This is a genomic window from Pseudorhodoplanes sp., assembly GCA_032027085.1.
GTDB lineage: Bacteria > Pseudomonadota > Alphaproteobacteria > Rhizobiales > Xanthobacteraceae > Pseudorhodoplanes.
In genome coordinates, this window is sequence record JAVSMS010000001.1 from 4,592,930 (window position 1) to 4,609,087 (window position 16,158).

A 16,158-nucleotide genomic window follows, 5' to 3' on the forward strand; every position below is an offset into this window, starting at 1 on the left:
TCACGGTTTGTCTTTCAGGCGGTCACGCAGCCTGCGCCTGGCATCACGGAAGATACGGAACGGCAGGCCGAGATAATATTTGCGGAAAATCTGCCAGCGTCCCAGCCAGTCGATCGACGGCGCGGCGTCCTGCGGGACATACCAACCGTTCAATCCGGTACGCCGCATCAAACGATAGCCGGCGTCGGTCAGGAAGCGATGCTTGTCGAGGCTGGTGACGTGATCCTCCAGCAAAATCAGCCGCGGATGCCAGCGCGCGAAATCAAATCCGCGCAGTACATCCAGCTCATGCCCCTCAACGTCGACCGACAACAGATCAAGGGGGCGCGGCGCCTTCGCTTCCTCGAGAATGTCGTCAAGCGTACGCACCGGCACCTCGATGGCCTGTTCCGGCCGCAGCCCGGTCACGGCGAGATTGGGATCGAATGACGAATAGGGACCCAGCACGTACAAAGTCATCCGGCTGCCGGCGCGATCCGGCGACGAGCACGCGGCCTCGAAGACCTGAGATCGGCGCATCTTGCGCAACTTCTCCGCAAGATCAGGCTGCGGCTCGATCAGTACACCGGTCCAGCCCTCGCGTTCGAGATGAAAGCTCTGCGATTCCTTTTCCGGCTCATTGGCGCCGACCTCGACAAAGTAGCCGGGCGCGGGACCGAAAAAGTCCCGCACCAGCGCGGCTTCCTGGTCTGGCGGAAAGATCGCGGCCACTTGAGAAATCCCGCCGGTCAAGCTTTTGCGGTCTTGCGCGAACGCGACACGATGCTGGTCGTCGAATGGCCCGGCACGATGTCGACCAGCACAATCTCGCCGCCAATGGCCTCGACAAAATCGCCACCGATCACCTGCTCGCGCGTGTAATCCGCGCCCTTGACCAGAACCTTCGGGCGTACCCGCTCAATCAGCTTCTGCGGCGTGTCTTCTTCGAACACCACGACGAGATCGACGGCTTCCAGCGCTGCCAGCACTTCCGAGCGCGCATGCACGTCCTGAACCGGACGCCCCTCGCCCTTCAGCCGTTTCACCGACGCATCACTGTTCAGCCCCAGCACCAGCCGATCACAGGCGGCGCGCGCCTGCGCCAACAGCCGCACATGCCCCGGATGCAGCAGATCGAAACAGCCGTTGGTGAAGCCGATGCGCATCCCTTGCCGCCGCCACTCTCCGAGGCGTTGATCGAGCTGCGACCAGTCGAACAGAATTTTTTCTTCCGGCGCGAGCGAGGACGCCGGCAGCAGCCGGCCGCGCAATTCACTAAGCGACACCGTCGCCGTGCCGCGTTTGCCGACGACGACCGCCGCCGCCGCATTGGCCGCGCGCATCGCAAGTTCGAGCTCGGCATGCGCGGCCAGCATCGTCGCCAGCACCGCAATCACGGTGTCGCCGGCGCCCGACACGTCGCCGATCTTCACCGGATAGGCGGGCACATGCACCGGCTCCCTGCCTTTCTCGACCAGCGTCATGCCTTCATCGCTGCGCGTCACCAGCATCGCCTTGCAACCGATGCTGCCGCACAATTCCGTTGCCGCCGCGGCGATGTCGTCATCGCCGGTCACGTCGCGGCGCACCGCGTCGCCAAGCTCCTTGCGGTTTGGCGTCACCAGCGTCGCGCCGCGATAAAGGGAATAGTCATTGCCCTTCGGGTCGACGATGACCGGTTTGCCGGCCTTGTTGGCGGCATCGATGACGGCCCGGATAACGGTCTTTGTCAGCGCGCCCTTGGCGTAATCGGACAGGATCAGGGCGTCGGCCTGCGGCAAGGCCTTCAATGCATTGTCAATGACGGACTTTTCGATTCCCGCGGAAACCGGCGCGGTCGTTTCCCAGTCGGCCCGCAGCATATGCGTCGCATAATGCTCGGAGACGAAGCGCACCTTGCGTGTTGTCGGCCGCGAGGGATCGACAACAAGCAATGCATTCACGCGCGGCTCCGAATCCAGCGACATTTTGAGCTGTCGCCCGGCATCGTCATCGCCAATAACGCCGACGAAAAGACAACTCGCCCCAAGGCTTGCAATATTGCGCGCGACATTGCCGGCGCCGCCGATGATGATGTCGCTGCGCCTGACCCGAATGACCGGCGCCGGCGCTTCCGGAGAGATGCGCGCGACATCCCCATACACGAAATCGTCCAGCATCAGATCGCCGATGCACAGCACTGTCGCGCCCGCGAGCTTCCCGAGTTCCTGATCGATATTGAACATCAGCGATACCGGTCCGTGCGGTCGAGATAGCGGGTGACGTAATCCTTCACCGCATCTTCCAGCGGCGGGAAGCCGGCATTGTATCCGGCCTTGCGCAGGCGGCCCATCTCGCTTTGCGTGAAATACTGATAGCTGCCGCGAATCTGTTCGGGCATGTCGATGTATTCGATATTGGGCGCGCGGCCGAGCGCGGCGAACATGGCCTCGATCATCTCGCGGAAGCTGCGCGCCTGGCCGGTGCCGACATTGAAGATGCCCGACACCTTCGGCGTATCCAGCAGCCAGCGCGTCACCGCCACGACATCATCGACATAGATGAAATCGCGGCGCTGATCGCCGTCGGCAATGCCCGCCTTGTGCGACTTGAACAGGCGAACCGGCCTTCCGGTTTTCGCTTCATCGAAAACGCGGCAGAGTACGCTCGCCATCGTGCCCTTGTGATATTCGTTCGGCCCGAACACGTTGAAGAATTTCAGGCCGGCCCATTGCGGCGGCAGCTTGGCGCGCTTCACCTGCCGGTCGACCAGAGCCTGGTCGAACAGGTGCTTGCTCCAGCCATAGAGATTCATTGGCCGCAGCTTCTTCAGCGCCTCCGGGGACCAGTCGTCGTCAAATCCTTCCTCGCCGTCGCCATAGGTCGCCGCCGACGAGGCATAGATGAAGGGCGTCCGATTTTCCGTACACCAGTCCAGCAGTTGCAGCGACAGCCGGAAATTGGTGTCGAGCACCAGATCGCCGTCGGTCGCAGTGGTTGAGGAAATGGCGCCCATATGGACGACGGCGTCGAGTTTTCGGCCCTCCAGCCATCGGAACAGGTCCGGGGGCGGCACGACATCGGCCAACTGGCGCTTGGCGAGATTGCGCCACTTGCCGTCGGTTCCAAACATGTCGTTCACCACGATATCGGAGCGGCCAGCCTCATTGAGGCTCGCCACGATATTCGAACCGATGAACCCGGCCCCGCCGGTGACCAAAATCATGTACGCAACACCCCGCCGCCACCGCCCGGCCTTGCCGGCCCTCCTTTGCCCGACAAGGCGCGGCGGCGCAACTTCGCTGAGCAAGGGCAGTAAATAGGCTGGCGAATGCTCGCAAAGCCGGGCATGACTCGACGGAACCGGCAGGGCTGCCCGGGGCGGAAACCATGAAGAAATGACCTTAGGTTCATTATTATACGAATGAACTCACATTCCAATTCTATCGCCGGTGTGCCGGCTGCCAATCCGGCGGCTGACAGCCCGATTTTGATCATTCCCTACATGTGGATCGGCGATTTCGTCCGTTCCCATTCGGTCGTGCGGCTGCTTAAGGCCCGCTGGCCAAACCGGCCGATCGATTTCCTCACCACCCGGCTTTGCGCCCCCCTGCTCGACTACATGCCCGGGGTCCGCAAGGGCATCGTCCAGGACCTGCCGCGTGGCCGGCTTCCGCTCGGACAATACTGGTTGCTGGCGCAGCGTTTCCGCGCCGAGGGCTATGGCACCGCTTTGGTCATGCCGCGCACGTGGAAGGCGGCGCTGGCGCCCTTTCTCGCGGGCATCCCCGAGCGGACGGGTTTTGCCGGTGAAGCCCGGTTCGGCCTGATCAACGACATGCGCTGGGGCGAGCGCAAGCTCGAGCGCATGATCGATTGTTTCGGCGTACTGGCGTTGCCGAAAGGCACCGCCCTGCACGGCGAATGGCCGTTGCCGCAGATCAGGGTCACGGATGATCAGGTCGCGGCCTGGCGGCAACTTTGGTCTCTGCCGGCCGATGGCGGGCCTGCGGTCGCCATGGCGCCCGGCGCGGTCGGTCCCGGCAAGGCCTGGCCGCCGGAATTCTATGCCGAGCTGGCCCGGCGCCTGACCGACCGCGGCGTCGCCGTGTGGGTTCTGGGCGGGCCGAATGAGACCTCTATTGCGGCCGAGATCGTAGCCAAGGGCGGCGCGCTGGTCCGCGATTTGACCGGCAACGATCTCGGGAACGCCATCGTCGCGCTCAAGGCCGCCTCCGCGGCGGTGACCAATGATTCCGGCCTGATGCATATCTCAGCAGCTATCGGCACGCCTACGCTCGCCATTTTCGGTCCGACCTCGCCGCGGCTCTGGGCTCCGCTCAATCCGCTCGCGGCCATCCTCGAACCCGAACGTCCCCATGCTGACATCCGCGAACGCAACACCCGCGAGGTTGCCGTCGATCGTGTTGAACAGGCGGTCAAGACGACGTTGGGCTTGTAGGGCACTCGCTTGCGCCCGCCCCGCATGCCCGCTACCAGATATCTTCGATCCTCAGGCCCTGCATGAACGACCCGCTCACCGACGTCATCGGCTATTTCCGCCGCTCGCGCGAAATCCTCGACCGCGCCGCCGTGGATCATAATTTCCTGTCGTCGATCGTTGCCATTGCGGTGGGCATTGCGCAGTCGCTCGGCAGCGGCGGCAAGATCCTGCTCGCGGGCAATGGCGGCAGCGCCGCCGATGCGCAGCACATCGCGGCCGAGATGCTGTCGCGCTTCAAGTTTGATCGCGACCCCTTGCCGGCCATCGCCCTGACAACCGACACATCGGTCCTGACGGCGATCGGAAATGATTACGGTTATGAACACGTCTTCGAGCGCCAGGTGCGCGGCCTCGGACGCAAGGGCGATATCTTCATCGGCATTTCCACATCCGGGCGATCTCCGAACGTCCTCGCCGCGCTGAAGGCCGCCCGCAAGATCGGGCTTATCACTGTCGGATTCACCGGCTCGATCGGCGCCATCGCGATGCAACCGCTCTGCGATGTCGTCCTGGCGGCGCCGTCCGAAGAAACCGCATTGATCCAGCAGGTTCACATCACCGCCGCGCACGCGATCTGCGACCTGGTCGAGCGCAACCTGTTCAAGCCGGATTGACATCTGGATGCAGAAGGCTCGCAAACCCGCCGCGTTCCTCGACCGCGACGGCGTGCTCAACCGCGACGACGGTTACATCGGCAGCATCGAGCGCTTCCACTGGACACAAGGCGCCGCGCCGGCGATCCGCAAGCTGAACGAGGCCGGCTATCACGTATTCATCATCTCCAACCAGTCCGGCGTCGCCCGCGGCCTGTTCACCGAACAGGACGTCGACAGGCTGCATGACTGGATGTTCGAACAGCTCTGCGCGCAGGGTGCCCGCGTTGACGACATCCGCTATTGCCCGTTCCATCCCGACGCGCCGCTGCCCGCCTATCGCATCGATTCCGACTGGCGCAAACCCAAGCCCGGCATGCTGCTCGATCTGATGCAGAACTGGCCCGTGGAGGCGCATGGAAGTTTTCTGATTGGCGACAAGGAGACTGATCTGCGCGCCGCCGCGGCGGTCGGCATTGGCGGATTTCTGTTCATGGGCGGCGATCTTTCCGACTTCGTCGATCAGTGTCTCGCGGCAAGCACCCGGCGATAGAACGCGACGATCTTCGCGGCTTCCGCATTGGCGCCGAACTCGGCGACAACGCGCTCGCGAGCGCGGCGTCCCATCGCGGCGGCTTGCGCAGGCTCGCGCATCAGCGGCTCAAGCGCCTTTGCCAAAGCATCGGCATCGCCGGTCGGCACCAAGATGCCGGTGTCGCCATCGCGCACGACTTTTTCCGCCGCGCCCGCGCGCGCGGCAACCAGCGCGTTTGCGGATGCCATGGCCTCAAGCAGCGTCAACCCAAAGCCTTCATTGCGGGACGTGAACGCGTAGATCAGGATGCGCCGATACCAGAGCGGCACCTCGTCGATCGGCAACTCGCCAAGAAAACGAATGCGCTGCGACAATCCGGCTGCGTTCACCTGCGCTTTCAGCTTCGCTTCAAAGCCGCGCTGGTCCGGCGTCACCTCTCCGACGATCACTGCGGTGAAATCCGGATAGTGCGGCAGCAGCCGGCACATCGCCTTAACGAACACATCGGTGCCTTTCTGCGCGCGCACCCGGCCGAAACAGCCGATGCCATAACGGCCGGGCAATCCGGTCTGCGCAAATTCGGCATCGCGATCCGGCGCGGGCGCGTAACGCTCGGTGTCGATGCCGTGCATGATGATCGTGTGCGGCACCTTCAGATAGGAGGCGGAAGCCTCGCTGGTCGCGATCACCGCATCCATGCGTGTCATCATCGCGCGCGTGGTCCAGGTGTGGTGCCGCTGCGCCGCGGACGTGAAGACGAGTGTCAGCGGCCAACCCAGCGCCCGCAGCAGCAGCCCCGCCATCATCTCGTTGTTGCGGCGGGCATGCCAGACCAGCGGTTTCTGCCGCCGCCACAGGCGCAACAGATCGCGAAAACTCAGCCGCGCAATCCCCTCCGGCGCATCGGACCCGAGCCACGCGGCCGGCAGCAGGCCGGCAATGCGCGGGGCAATCATGCGATTGGTCGCGGTGACGCCGGAATAGCGCCAATGCAGATTGGGAATGATGACGTCGAGTTCGGGCAAGACGGATCCCTGGATAGGCCGGTCGGCGGCGGGGTTGGGCAGAGGATTACTCATTTTTTCATCCTCCGTCGCCTAGAATGACATGATTGTTCTGGAGGTTTTCATGGCCGTTCTGGTCACTGGCGGCGCCGGCTATATCGGCAGCCACATGGTTTACGCGCTCGCCGACGCGGGCGAGGACGTGGTCGTGCTCGACAATTTGTCGACCGGCTTCCGCTGGGCCCTGCCGGACAAGGTACCGCTTTACGAAGGCGACACCGGCGACGCGACGCTGGCGCTGGAAATCATCGCCCGGCACGACATAGACGCGATCATCCATTTCGCGGCGTCCATCGTGGTGCCGGATTCGGTTGCCGATCCCCTCGGCTATTACCGCAACAACACCGCCAACACGCGCACGCTGATCGAAGCCGCGGTCAAGGGCGGCGTGAAGCATTTCATCTTCTCGTCCACCGCGGCCGTCTACGGCAATCCGGAAACGGTGCCGGTCGCGGAAGATGCGCCGACCATGCCGATGTCGCCCTATGGCTGGTCGAAGCTGATGACCGAAATCATCCTGCGCGACACCGCGCATGCGCATCCGCTGCGCTATGCGGTGCTGCGCTATTTCAATGTCGCCGGCGCCGATCCGCAATTGCGGACCGGGCAGTCAACGCCGGCCGCCACCCATCTGATCAAGGTCGCTGTCCAGACCGCGCTCGGCATGCGCAAGAAGATGGATGTCTTCGGCACCGACTATCCGACTCCGGACGGCACCTGCATCCGAGACTACATCCATGTCAGCGATCTGGTTGCCGCCCATTCCGATGCGCTCGGCTATCTGCGCGGCGGCGGGCAATCGGTCACCCTGAATTGCGGCTATGGCCGCGGCTTCTCGGTGCTCGAGGTGATCGAGACCGTGAAGAAGATCTCCGGCATCGATTTCCGCGTGGAGCTTGCGCCGCGGCGGCCCGGCGATCCGGCGCAGATCGTGGCAGCCAGCGGCCGCGCCCGCGACATTCTCGGCTGGACGCCCCGCTACGACGACTTGCCGACCATTGTCTCCCATGCGCTGGCCTGGGAGAAAAAACTGAAGCAAATCAACGTATAACGCCAGATTTTGGCGGATTGGACTTGAATTCTCCGTGCCGGACGGGCAAGGAACGGACCTCGACGCCCGGGCGTCCGGCACCGGGACGCCGGAACCCTAATCAAAAATCGGCCTCCTCGCAGAGCGCCCGCAAGCCGCGCCCCTCGTCGGCGCCAAGTCAGGACCGCGCATGCCGCAATCCAAGCTGGATCAGCAGACCGCCCATGAGCTGATCCGCCGGCTCGTGACCGAATACGGCGCCAAGCACTGGAAACGCTACGCCATCGCCTTCGCGCTGATGGCGATCGGCGCCGGCGCTACCGCACTGACCGCCTATCTGATGGGCACCATCGTCAACAAGGCCTATGTCGACCGCAGTTTCCCTGCCATCGTCACCATCGGCGTCATCACCATCCTGATCTTTTCCGCGCGGGGAGCGGCAACCTACGGCCAGGCGGTGATCCTTTCGCGCATCGGCAACAGCATCATCGCCGAGAACCAGCGCAAATTGTTCGACCGGTTGATGAACCAGAATCTCGGCTTCTTCGCCGAGCGCCATTCATCGGAGTTCCTGCATCGCCTCTCCACCGGAGCCAACGCCGCGACCGGCGTCCTCAACATGCTGATCACGGCCGTCGGTCGCGACCTCCTGTCGCTGATCGGACTTGTCGCCGTGATGGTGATCCAGGATCCGGTAATGTCGCTGTTCGCCTTCGTGATCGCACCCCCGGCTTTGTGGATGGTGCGCAAGCTGGTGAAGCGAATCCGCAATGTCGCCAAGGCGCAGTTTACCGGCGGTACGCGCCTGTTCGAAACCCTGCAGGAAACCATCCAGGGCATCCGCATTGTCAAGGCCTTCACGCTCGAGGACCGGCTGCGCAAACGCTATTACGACAACGTCGCCGTCGTCGAGCACGAAGCCAACAAGATGGCGCGCGTCTCCAACCGGTCGAGCCCACTGATGGAGACACTCGCCGGCGTGTCGATCGCGCTCGGCGTCATTTATGGCGGCTATCGCACGATCGAGATGAACGCGACCCCGGGGGAGTTCTTTTCCTTCATCACCGCCTTCCTGCTCGCTTATGAGCCGGCCAAGCGGCTGGCGCGGCTGAATCTCGAGTTGAATGCCGGCCTCATCGGTGTGCGCCAGCTCTTCGACATCATCGATGCCCCCTCGACCGAGCCGGCCGACAACGACAAGCCGTCGCTGCACATCGACAGGGCGCAGGTCGAGTTCAAGGATGTCGGCTTCGGCTATCGCGAAGGCCAGCCGGTGCTGCGCGGGCTGACCCTCACCGCCGAAGCCGGGCAGATGACCGCGCTGGTAGGTCCGTCCGGCGGCGGCAAATCCACGATCCTCAATCTGATCCTGCGGCTCTACGAGGTGCAGACGGGCGTCATCGCAATCGACGGTCAGAACATCGCCAATGTGTCGCGACACTCGCTGCGCCGGCAGATCGCCTATGTCGGACAGGATGTGTTTCTGTTCCATGGAACCATTCGTGACAACATCGCCTTCGGCCGCGACGGCGCGACGGAGGACGAAATCATTGCCGCCGCCAAGGCCGCGAATGCGCACGACTTCATCATGTCCTTTCCCCACGGCTATGACACGCAGGCCGGCGAACAGGGGCTGCAATTGTCCGGCGGCCAGCGCCAGCGCATCGCGGTGGCGCGTGCGCTGATCAAGGATGCCAGGCTGATCCTGCTGGACGAAGCAACCGCCGCACTCGATTCGGAATCCGAGCGCGCGGTGCAGGATGCGATTGCACATTTGACGCTGGGCCGCACGACGATGGTCATCGCCCACCGCCTGCACACGGTCGCGCATGCGGACCGCATTTACGTGATCGAGAACGGCGTTGTCGCCGAATCCGGGCGCCACGAGGAGTTGCTGCGCAAGGGCGGCCGCTATGCCTCGTTCTACCGGCTGCAATTGCAGAATGAGGAAGCCGACCAGGCGGTCGCCGCATCCGCGTGAGTTTTGTTGCAAGGGAAGAAAAGCCGATGGGAAAATATGTGATCACGCCGCCGCCGCAGGCCGCAATCGCGGTTCAGGGCAGCGACGAGTTGTTTCCGGTGCGCCGAGTCTGGTGTGTCGGGCGCAACTACATCGAGCATATCCGCGAGATGGGTCAGGACGAGCGCGCGCCCCCGTTCTTTTTCGCCAAGCCGGCCGACGCCGTCGTTCCGGATGGCAGCGTGGTGCCCTATCCGCTGCTGACCAACGACATGCATCACGAGGTCGAGCTGGTCGTGGCGCTGAAATCCGGCGGCATGAACGTCAAGCCGGAAAAGGCCAATGACTGCATCTGGGGCTATGGCGTCGGCATCGACCTGACCCGCCGCGACCTGCAGATCGCCTCGCGCGAGGTGAAGCGGCCGTGGGAAATCGGCAAGGCGTTCGACGCCTCCGCGCCCTGCGGCGCGCTGGTGCCGGCTTCGAAGATCGGCCATCCGACCAAGGGGCGCATCTCGCTCAAGGTCAACGGCACCGTGAAGCAGGACGGCGATCTCAACCAGATGATCTGGAACGTGCCGGAAACCATCTGGAAGCTGTCGGAGATGGTGGAGCTCGCCGCCGGCGACATCATCATGACCGGCACCCCGGCGGGCGTCGGCCCGCTGGTGTCGGGCGACAAGGTCGAGTGCGAGATCGAGGGCGTCGGTTCGCTCAAGATTTCCATCGGCCCGCGCGCGGGATCGTAAGACCGCGACCAATCGTAAAGACCGGCCGTGTCCGCACGGCCGGCCTTTTCTTTTTGGCGGCCCCGACAGTTTTACGAAAATCCTCCTCACTTCGGCGACACCGGCTTCACGCCTGGCCGCTACATCATGAGACAGCCCAGGCCGCAGACATCACTTTGCTGCGGCGAGTTGGAGTTGAAACATGAATGTAGGTTCCATAGGCGTGACCACGATTACGCCGAGTACCGCAACGCCGGCGCAGACTCAGCCCGCGCTGGAAAAGCCGGAAGAAGTGGCTGGCGTGAAGCTGCCGCTGGGCGAAGCGCAGAATGACAACAAGACCCCGCCGCCGCCGGGTCTTGGACAGATCGTCGACAAGACGGTGTGACTCGATCTTCACGAGTTCGGAATACAGAACGCTACCTCAGGGTGGCGTTTTCTTTTTCGGACGCGACCAGTTGCGCGAAATCTTCTCGTCGTCATTCCGGAGCGTCACCAGGCCGACCCGTTCGATGATCAACGAGACCGGCTTTAGGTAGACGAGCGCACCTATTTCACGCCTTGCCGACAAGCATACGTCATGCCGTCGGGCCCACTTGCACGTTCATTCGCTTGCGCAGTTCGCTTTCCGCCGCATTGCGGCGTAGGCGTGCCAAGTGGCATGGCCGAGCACAGGAAACACGACGATCAACCCGATCAGAGCCGTCGCCACGCTCAGCACGAACGAGCCGACGACGATGGCGCCCCAGGTCAACATGACCGGACGATTATGCCAGACCAGCGCCATGCTCTGTCCCATGGCGGTCAGGGCGTCAGTGCGTTCTGCAAGAAGCATCGGGACCCCGAAGACGCTGATCGCAAGGGCAAAGGCCGCAAACAGTCCGCCGACGAGGCTGCCGACAATGAGCAGCGCCCAGCCCCTCGACGTGGTTATGAGGATGCCGACGACTTCATTGAGGCCGGGAAAAGGCAATAGTCCGAAGAAAAGAGCGTAGAGGAGAACCGCGGCGCGCATCCACAGCAGCATCAACAGGCACAGAAGCACGCCGACGAACAGGATCTGTCCGCCGGATCGAGCCTTCACGAACATCATGCTGGGGAGCGTGAGCGGCAAGCCTTGCACCAGGCGCCGGCTCTTCTCGTAGAGCCCGGTGGCAATCAGCGGCCCCACGACCAAAAAGCCGGACAGCGCCGGAAAGAGAACGTAATCGTAACCGAACCGGAACAGCCCGCCGACGGTCAGAACGGAAATCACAAAGACCAGCGCGCCGTAGGCCAAGCTCAAGCCCGGTCGAGTGGTAAAGTCCTTCCACCCGGCCGCCAACCACGAGAACGCGGCGCCGGGGCGCACGTCGCGACGCCAATCCATCCTTGTGGCGCCGATGGGCGGCACGATCGGGGGAAGCCTGTCGATTTCATTGGTTGCTGCCATTGCCGGCCCCTTGTGCTTTTCAGCAGGAAGACTTTGCCGCCCGGAACAGTCCGTCTTGTCCCGGCGTCTTCAGATGCGGAACGCAGTCAGGCTGCGAGAGGAATGAGGCCCGCACGAGATGGACGTTGGCGATTGCAATGACACCGAGTCCTAAGACAATGGCGAGGCCAATGAACAGCCTTTGCATCCGCATCGTCACGGCGTCCCCCGTTTCTTGAGATCGAGGATATACAGGGTCAGAATTTTGCGCTCGGCGTCGGTGAGCCGCTTTTCCCAGCTCGGCATGCGCCCCTGCCGTCCGCCATAGATCGTGCGGTAGATCGAGTCCGCGTCACTGCCATAGAGCCAAAAACCGTCGGTAAGATCAGGTGCGCCGGTGTCCTTGTTGCCCTTGGCATCGTCGCCATGACAGGCGCTGCAATTGGCCGCGAAGGTTTCTTGTCCCGCAGCAACCTTCTGTGCGTCCGCGCTTACTGTGGTCGTTGGATGTGAGAGCGACCGCACAAAGGCGATCACGTTGATAATCGCCTGGCGATCCAGAATTCCGTCGCGGCCGAAGGCTGGCATTTGCGCGGCGCGGGTCTCGGGAGCATCGGAATTGATGCCGACCCGGATGGTCTCGAATACGGCGTCTGGCGTGCCGCCCCACAGCCAGGCTTCATCTACGAGGCTGGGGAAACCAGGCCCGCCGGTGGCGCGCGTCCCATGGCAGACGGCACAGCTGTCGCCGAACAGGGTATGGCCCGTCTCTCGCACGTATTTCATGAGCGCCGCATCCGCCTGGATCGCCGCAAAATCCTTCTTTTCGATCCGTGTCATCCATTGCGCGCGGCTCAGCGCCGCTTCGCGCAGACTTGTTGCCACCTCTTTGTGGACGTCAGTCCCGAGCAGGCCCTTGGTATAGGTTCTGCCCAAGGGCCAGGCCGGCATCAGCACCCAGTAGACCACCGCGAAGAGCGAGGTCGCGATCAGGAAGAACCACACAGGCTTGGGGATCGCCGTGTTGAGTTCCTTGATTCCGTTCCACTCGTGCCCCGTCGTTATCTGTCCGGTATAAAAGTCGCGCTCATTCACGCCCATGGCCCGCTCTCGTCATCCATGATGCTGTCGGCCGCGCGATCGAACCGCTTCCCGCTTCCCGGCCAGTACGTGTAGGCCAGAACCCCGAGCGACAGCGCCAGCAGATAGAAAAGCCCCCACGACTTTGCGAAGCCGACGAGGCTGTCATGGGTGAATCCATTCATTGTGTAGCCTCCGCTGTTTCGCGCGGTTTATAGGCAGCATCGGTCAGACGGCCGAGGATCTGAAGATAGGCGACAAGAGCGTCCATCTCGGTAAGCACGTTCGGATTGCCATCGAAGGCTCGAACGTTGGTCGCCGTGCCGTAGCGCGATGCGATGCCATCGGCCTGTGCGCTGTCCGGTGATGCCTGACCATGCGCGTCATTGACCGCATTCTTGATCATCGCATCGGTGTAAGGCACGCCGAGCTTGTTCAGAGCTGCAAGCTGCATGGACAGGTCATCCGTGCGCAGCTCCTTTTGCTTGAGAGCGCGATAAGCCGGCATGACGGATACAGGCACCATGTCCCGCGGATTGTTGAGGTGCGCCACGTGCCAGTCGTCCGAATATTTGCCGCCGATTCGCGCGAGATCCGGGCCCGTGCGCTTCGATCCCCACAGCATCGGATGGTCGTACTGCGACTCAACGGCCAGCGAATAAGGCCCATAGCGTTCGACCTCGTCGCGCAGCGTGCGGATCATCTGCGAGTGACAGGCGTAGCAGCCCTCGCGGATATAGATATTACGTCCGGCGAGCTCGAGCGGAGTGTAGACGCGCATGTCGGGCGCTTTTTCCACCGTCTCATCGATGGTGAACAGCGGCGCGATCTCCACCAGGCTGCCTATGCTGGCCACGGCAATGATGGTGAGTGCCAGGCCGATCGAGTAGCGTTCGAGCTTGTAATGCGTTCCAAACACAATGGCTTACTCCGCGGCCTGTAGCGCAGCTTTTGGCGCAAGCGCCGGCTCCTCTTCCATGGTCTCAGGCTTTAGTTCGCGCGCTACGCGGATCGTCATCCAGACATTGTAGAACCCGACCACCGCGCCGGCGAAGAACAGAAAACCACCCACCGCTCGTGCGATATAGTAGGGATGCATGGCGACAAGCGAGTCGATGAAGGAATAGGCAAGCGTGCCGCTCTCGTTGTAAGTGCGCCACATCAGACCCTGGACAATTCCTGAGTTCCACATCGCAAAGACGTAGACGAGCGCGCCGGCAACCGAGAGCCAGAAATGCCACTCGACCAGCGCTGGCGAATACATCTGCGCCCGCTTCCAGAGTTGCGGCACGAGGTAATAGATCGCGCCAAACGTGATCATCGAATTCCAGCCAAGCGTGCCGGCATGCACATGCGCCACCGTCCAGTCGGTATAGTGCGAGAGCGAATTCACGGGGCGCATTGCCATGAACGAACCTTCGAAAGTTGACAGCCCGTAGAACACCGCGGCCACCATCATGAAGCGCAGCGTTGCGTCATCGCGCACCTTGTGCCAGGCGCCATTGAGGGTCAGCAGCGCATTTGCCGCCGCCATCCAGGAAGGAACGAGCAGTATCGCCGAGAAGGTCATGCCGAGCGTCTGCACCCACTGTGGCAGTGCCGTGTAGTGAAGATGGTGCGACCCCACCCACATGTAGAAGAAAGTTATTCCCCAGAAACCGAGGATCGACATGCGGTAGGAGAAGATCGGACGGCCCGCGCGCTTGGGCAGGTAATAATACATCATCCCAAGAAAGCCGGCCGTGAGGAAAAACGCGACGGCATTGTGGCCATACCACCATTGCGTCATCGCATCCTGGACGCCGGAAAAAATGGGAAAGCTCTTGGCGCTCGCAAAAGAGATCGGAAGCGCAAGATTGTTGACGATGTGCAGCGCCGCAACAACCAGGATGAAGGCCATGTAGTACCAGTTGGCGACGTAGATATGCGGCTCCCTCCGGCGCGCGAGCGTGCGCAAGTAGAGGATCAGATAGGCGACCCAGACGACCACCAGCCAGATGTCGGCATACCATTCGGGCTCGGCATACTCCTTCGACTGGGTGATGCCCATGAAGTAGCCGCTGACCGCGAGGATGCAGAACAGATTGTAACCAACGAGGACGAACCAGGGACTGAGCTGGTCCGGCAGCCGTGTGCGTGCGGTCCGCTGCATGACATGGAAGGACGTGGCGATCAGTGCGTTGCCGCCAAAGCCGAAGATCACGCCGGTCGTGTGAACAGGACGCAGACGGCCGAAACTTGCCCAAGTGGCGTCAAAGGTCAGGTCGGGATAGGCGAGCAGCCAGGCGACCCAGTCCCCGATGAACATCGCGAAGACGGCCCAGGTTATTGAGAAGACGATGCCGGCCTTCACAGGGTCGTCGTAATAGGAGGCAAGCCGGTCCTTGCTTGGCTCCGGGGTGTAATAGCCACCGATGATTACGAAGACCACCGCGACACCGAAGACAAGCACGATGACCCCGTGGTCACCGAACGGATCGCCCCTCCCCGCCACGGCCATGACCAGCCCACAAATGGCAACCAGAACAGCGATGACAAGCGCGAGCTGCCGCTCATTCTTGGTGAGCTGAGAGATCATCCTGTCATTCTCATTCCTGCTCGAAGCACGTTGCGCGCACGTGTACCCAGCCGCGTCCGACGCCGCGGCTCGCATGCGAACGGCTCGGAATCCACTAATGATGGATTTTATGTATATCTTTAAAACGGTCGTTGGCAAGCAGAAATCAAACTTTTCCAGATCGCTCGACAACGCTCAGGCGCCCAAAAAGTCCGCTGGGGTATTGAGCTGGCCAAGCGGACTTCCAAGCTCCGCGATGGCTCTAAAAAAATCTTCGCACAGATCTTCTCGCCCTATTGACAATATTCCTAAGTTGGATTATAGTCCTAACAACCTCGTCCGCTGAGGGGCGCTTTCATGAGGCGTCGTGACAGCGGGACGAAGGAAGGGGCGCCGTCGGAGATGCGGCGGCGCGGCCTTCCTGGACGGCGCCCGGTAATTCCGGGCCTCGGCCGGTGCGGCGCCCGCGGGCCGGTCTCGCAAACCGGCACTCGGGCCACGTCGGGGCTCCGCCCGAGGCCACTGACGGGCCTCCGCCAGGAGCTGGCTGATCCGTCCGCACAGTGCGGCTCCGGACAAAGCGCGGCCCGGCGTTGCAGTGAAGACGCCGCGATGGTGCGTCGAGAGACGCGGCGGCCTTCGAGAGGAGGTCGTCTTTACACGGACTTGGTTGCGTCACTCGGCGCACCATCCCCCTCTTTCATTGGAGAGAGGGACAAAGGGAATAAGGCGAACCCG

General features: G+C 62.5%; 16 protein-coding genes. 7 read left to right on the top strand and 9 right to left on the bottom strand.

The genetic code is table 11. The features are described 5' to 3' along the window. From RO009_22490 to rfaD, 3 genes are read right to left on the bottom strand one after another with little or no spacing between them, the layout of a single operon-like run. Complete coding sequence (locus RO009_22490; protein MDT3687807.1) at nucleotides 1–711, bottom strand: FkbM family methyltransferase; 711 nt, start codon at nucleotides 709–711, stop codon at nucleotides 1–3. A gap of 17 nt (nucleotides 712–728) precedes the next feature. Further along, nucleotides 729–2,204: a D-glycero-beta-D-manno-heptose-7-phosphate kinase gene (gene rfaE1, locus RO009_22495; protein ID MDT3687808.1), complete on the bottom strand. Its 1,476-nt coding sequence runs from the start codon at nucleotides 2,202–2,204 to the stop codon at nucleotides 729–731. After that, nucleotides 2,204–3,184 carry an ADP-glyceromanno-heptose 6-epimerase gene (gene rfaD / locus RO009_22500; GenBank protein ID MDT3687809.1) on the bottom strand — a complete coding sequence of 327 codons (981 nt, stop codon included), beginning with the start codon at nucleotides 3,182–3,184 and terminating at the stop codon, nucleotides 2,204–2,206. Before rfaD ends, rfaE1 begins: the two co-directional genes overlap by 1 nt. Before the next feature lie 198 nt (nucleotides 3,185–3,382). On the opposite strand from rfaD, the gene waaF reads away from it, so the two are divergent. The 3 genes from waaF to RO009_22515 all read left to right on the top strand — a co-directional run bounded on the left by waaF (nucleotide 3,383) and on the right by RO009_22515 (nucleotide 5,608). Then, complete coding sequence (gene waaF, locus RO009_22505; protein ID MDT3687810.1) at nucleotides 3,383–4,420, top strand: lipopolysaccharide heptosyltransferase II; 1,038 nt, start codon at nucleotides 3,383–3,385, stop codon at nucleotides 4,418–4,420. A 62-nt stretch (nucleotides 4,421–4,482) separates the two neighbouring features. Next, complete coding sequence (locus RO009_22510) at nucleotides 4,483–5,076, top strand: D-sedoheptulose 7-phosphate isomerase (protein ID MDT3687811.1); 594 nt, start codon at nucleotides 4,483–4,485, stop codon at nucleotides 5,074–5,076. 7 nt (nucleotides 5,077–5,083) lie between these two features. Then, nucleotides 5,084–5,608 carry an HAD family hydrolase gene (locus RO009_22515; protein ID MDT3687812.1) on the top strand — a complete coding sequence of 175 codons (525 nt, stop codon included), beginning with the start codon at nucleotides 5,084–5,086 and terminating at the stop codon, nucleotides 5,606–5,608. Here RO009_22515 and RO009_22520 read toward each other — a convergent pair. Continuing rightward, nucleotides 5,578–6,669, bottom strand: a complete 1,092-nt coding sequence (locus RO009_22520; GenBank protein MDT3687813.1) for a glycosyltransferase family 4 protein — start codon at nucleotides 6,667–6,669, stop codon at nucleotides 5,578–5,580. The two genes, RO009_22515 and RO009_22520, sit on opposite strands and share 31 nt — an antisense overlap. Nucleotides 6,670–6,718: 49 nt before the next feature. Between RO009_22520 and galE the strand changes: the two genes are divergently transcribed. The 4 genes from galE (at nucleotide 6,719) to RO009_22540 (ending at nucleotide 10,760) form a co-directional block, all read left to right on the top strand. Next, nucleotides 6,719–7,705 (top strand): UDP-glucose 4-epimerase GalE, encoded by a 987-nt coding sequence (galE, locus tag RO009_22525; protein MDT3687814.1) that lies wholly within the window; start codon nucleotides 6,719–6,721, stop codon nucleotides 7,703–7,705. Nucleotides 7,706–7,874: 169 nt separating this feature from the next. Continuing rightward, on the top strand, nucleotides 7,875–9,665 hold the full coding sequence (locus RO009_22530; GenBank protein MDT3687815.1) for an ABC transporter ATP-binding protein: 1,791 nt from the start codon (nucleotides 7,875–7,877) through the stop codon (nucleotides 9,663–9,665). 26 nt (nucleotides 9,666–9,691) lie between these two features. Beyond that, nucleotides 9,692–10,393, top strand: coding sequence for a fumarylacetoacetate hydrolase family protein (locus RO009_22535; GenBank protein MDT3687816.1), 702 nt, complete (start codon nucleotides 9,692–9,694; stop codon nucleotides 10,391–10,393). A gap of 181 nt (nucleotides 10,394–10,574) precedes the next feature. Continuing rightward, nucleotides 10,575–10,760 carry a hypothetical protein gene (locus RO009_22540; GenBank protein MDT3687817.1) on the top strand — a complete coding sequence of 62 codons (186 nt, stop codon included), beginning with the start codon at nucleotides 10,575–10,577 and terminating at the stop codon, nucleotides 10,758–10,760. Between the two features lie 216 nt (nucleotides 10,761–10,976). On the opposite strand, the gene RO009_22545 is transcribed toward RO009_22540, so the two are convergent. The 5 genes from RO009_22545 to ccoN all read right to left on the bottom strand — a co-directional run bounded on the left by RO009_22545 (nucleotide 10,977) and on the right by ccoN (nucleotide 15,441). After that, entirely contained in the window at nucleotides 10,977–11,786 is an 810-nt protein-coding gene (locus RO009_22545; protein MDT3687818.1) for a DUF2189 domain-containing protein, read from the bottom strand. Nucleotides 11,787–11,999: 213 nt separating this feature from the next. Then, a complete protein-coding gene (gene ccoP / locus RO009_22550) occupies nucleotides 12,000–12,884 on the bottom strand; it encodes a cytochrome-c oxidase, cbb3-type subunit III (protein MDT3687819.1) in 885 nt (294 codons plus the stop codon). Continuing rightward, nucleotides 12,875–13,048, bottom strand: a complete 174-nt coding sequence (locus RO009_22555) for a cbb3-type cytochrome c oxidase subunit 3 (GenBank protein MDT3687820.1) — start codon at nucleotides 13,046–13,048, stop codon at nucleotides 12,875–12,877. Before RO009_22555 ends, ccoP begins: the two co-directional genes overlap by 10 nt. Then, nucleotides 13,045–13,782 (bottom strand): cytochrome-c oxidase, cbb3-type subunit II, encoded by a 738-nt coding sequence (gene ccoO / locus RO009_22560; protein MDT3687821.1) that lies wholly within the window; start codon nucleotides 13,780–13,782, stop codon nucleotides 13,045–13,047. Before ccoO ends, RO009_22555 begins: the two co-directional genes overlap by 4 nt. 6 nt (nucleotides 13,783–13,788) lie before the next feature. Then, nucleotides 13,789–15,441: a cytochrome-c oxidase, cbb3-type subunit I gene (gene ccoN / locus RO009_22565; GenBank protein MDT3687822.1), complete on the bottom strand. Its 1,653-nt coding sequence runs from the start codon at nucleotides 15,439–15,441 to the stop codon at nucleotides 13,789–13,791. Nucleotides 15,442–16,158 lie beyond the last annotated feature (717 nt).

Excerpts from the sequence above, each read along its gene's own strand:
- RO009_22515 (MDT3687812.1), top strand. The coding sequence starts at position 5,084 with ATGCAGAAGGCTCGCAAACCCGCCGCGTTCCTCGACCGCGACGGCGTG.
- rfaE1 (MDT3687808.1), bottom strand. The coding sequence starts at position 2,204 with ATGTTCAATATCGATCAGGAACTCGGGAAGCTCGCGGGCGCGACAGTG.
- RO009_22510 (MDT3687811.1), top strand. The coding sequence starts at position 4,483 with ATGAACGACCCGCTCACCGACGTCATCGGCTATTTCCGCCGCTCGCGC.
- RO009_22535 (MDT3687816.1), top strand. The coding sequence starts at position 9,692 with ATGGGAAAATATGTGATCACGCCGCCGCCGCAGGCCGCAATCGCGGTT.
- RO009_22520 (MDT3687813.1), bottom strand. The coding sequence starts at position 6,669 with ATGAGTAATCCTCTGCCCAACCCCGCCGCCGACCGGCCTATCCAGGGA.
- RO009_22555 (MDT3687820.1), bottom strand. The coding sequence starts at position 13,048 with ATGAATGGATTCACCCATGACAGCCTCGTCGGCTTCGCAAAGTCGTGG.
- RO009_22540 (MDT3687817.1), top strand. The coding sequence starts at position 10,575 with ATGAATGTAGGTTCCATAGGCGTGACCACGATTACGCCGAGTACCGCA.
- ccoP (MDT3687819.1), bottom strand. The coding sequence starts at position 12,884 with ATGGGCGTGAATGAGCGCGACTTTTATACCGGACAGATAACGACGGGG.
- RO009_22530 (MDT3687815.1), top strand. The coding sequence starts at position 7,875 with ATGCCGCAATCCAAGCTGGATCAGCAGACCGCCCATGAGCTGATCCGC.
- rfaD (MDT3687809.1), bottom strand. The coding sequence starts at position 3,184 with ATGATTTTGGTCACCGGCGGGGCCGGGTTCATCGGTTCGAATATCGTG.
- waaF (MDT3687810.1), top strand. The coding sequence starts at position 3,383 with ATGAACTCACATTCCAATTCTATCGCCGGTGTGCCGGCTGCCAATCCG.
- galE (MDT3687814.1), top strand. The coding sequence starts at position 6,719 with ATGGCCGTTCTGGTCACTGGCGGCGCCGGCTATATCGGCAGCCACATG.
- ccoN (MDT3687822.1), bottom strand. The coding sequence starts at position 15,441 with ATGATCTCTCAGCTCACCAAGAATGAGCGGCAGCTCGCGCTTGTCATC.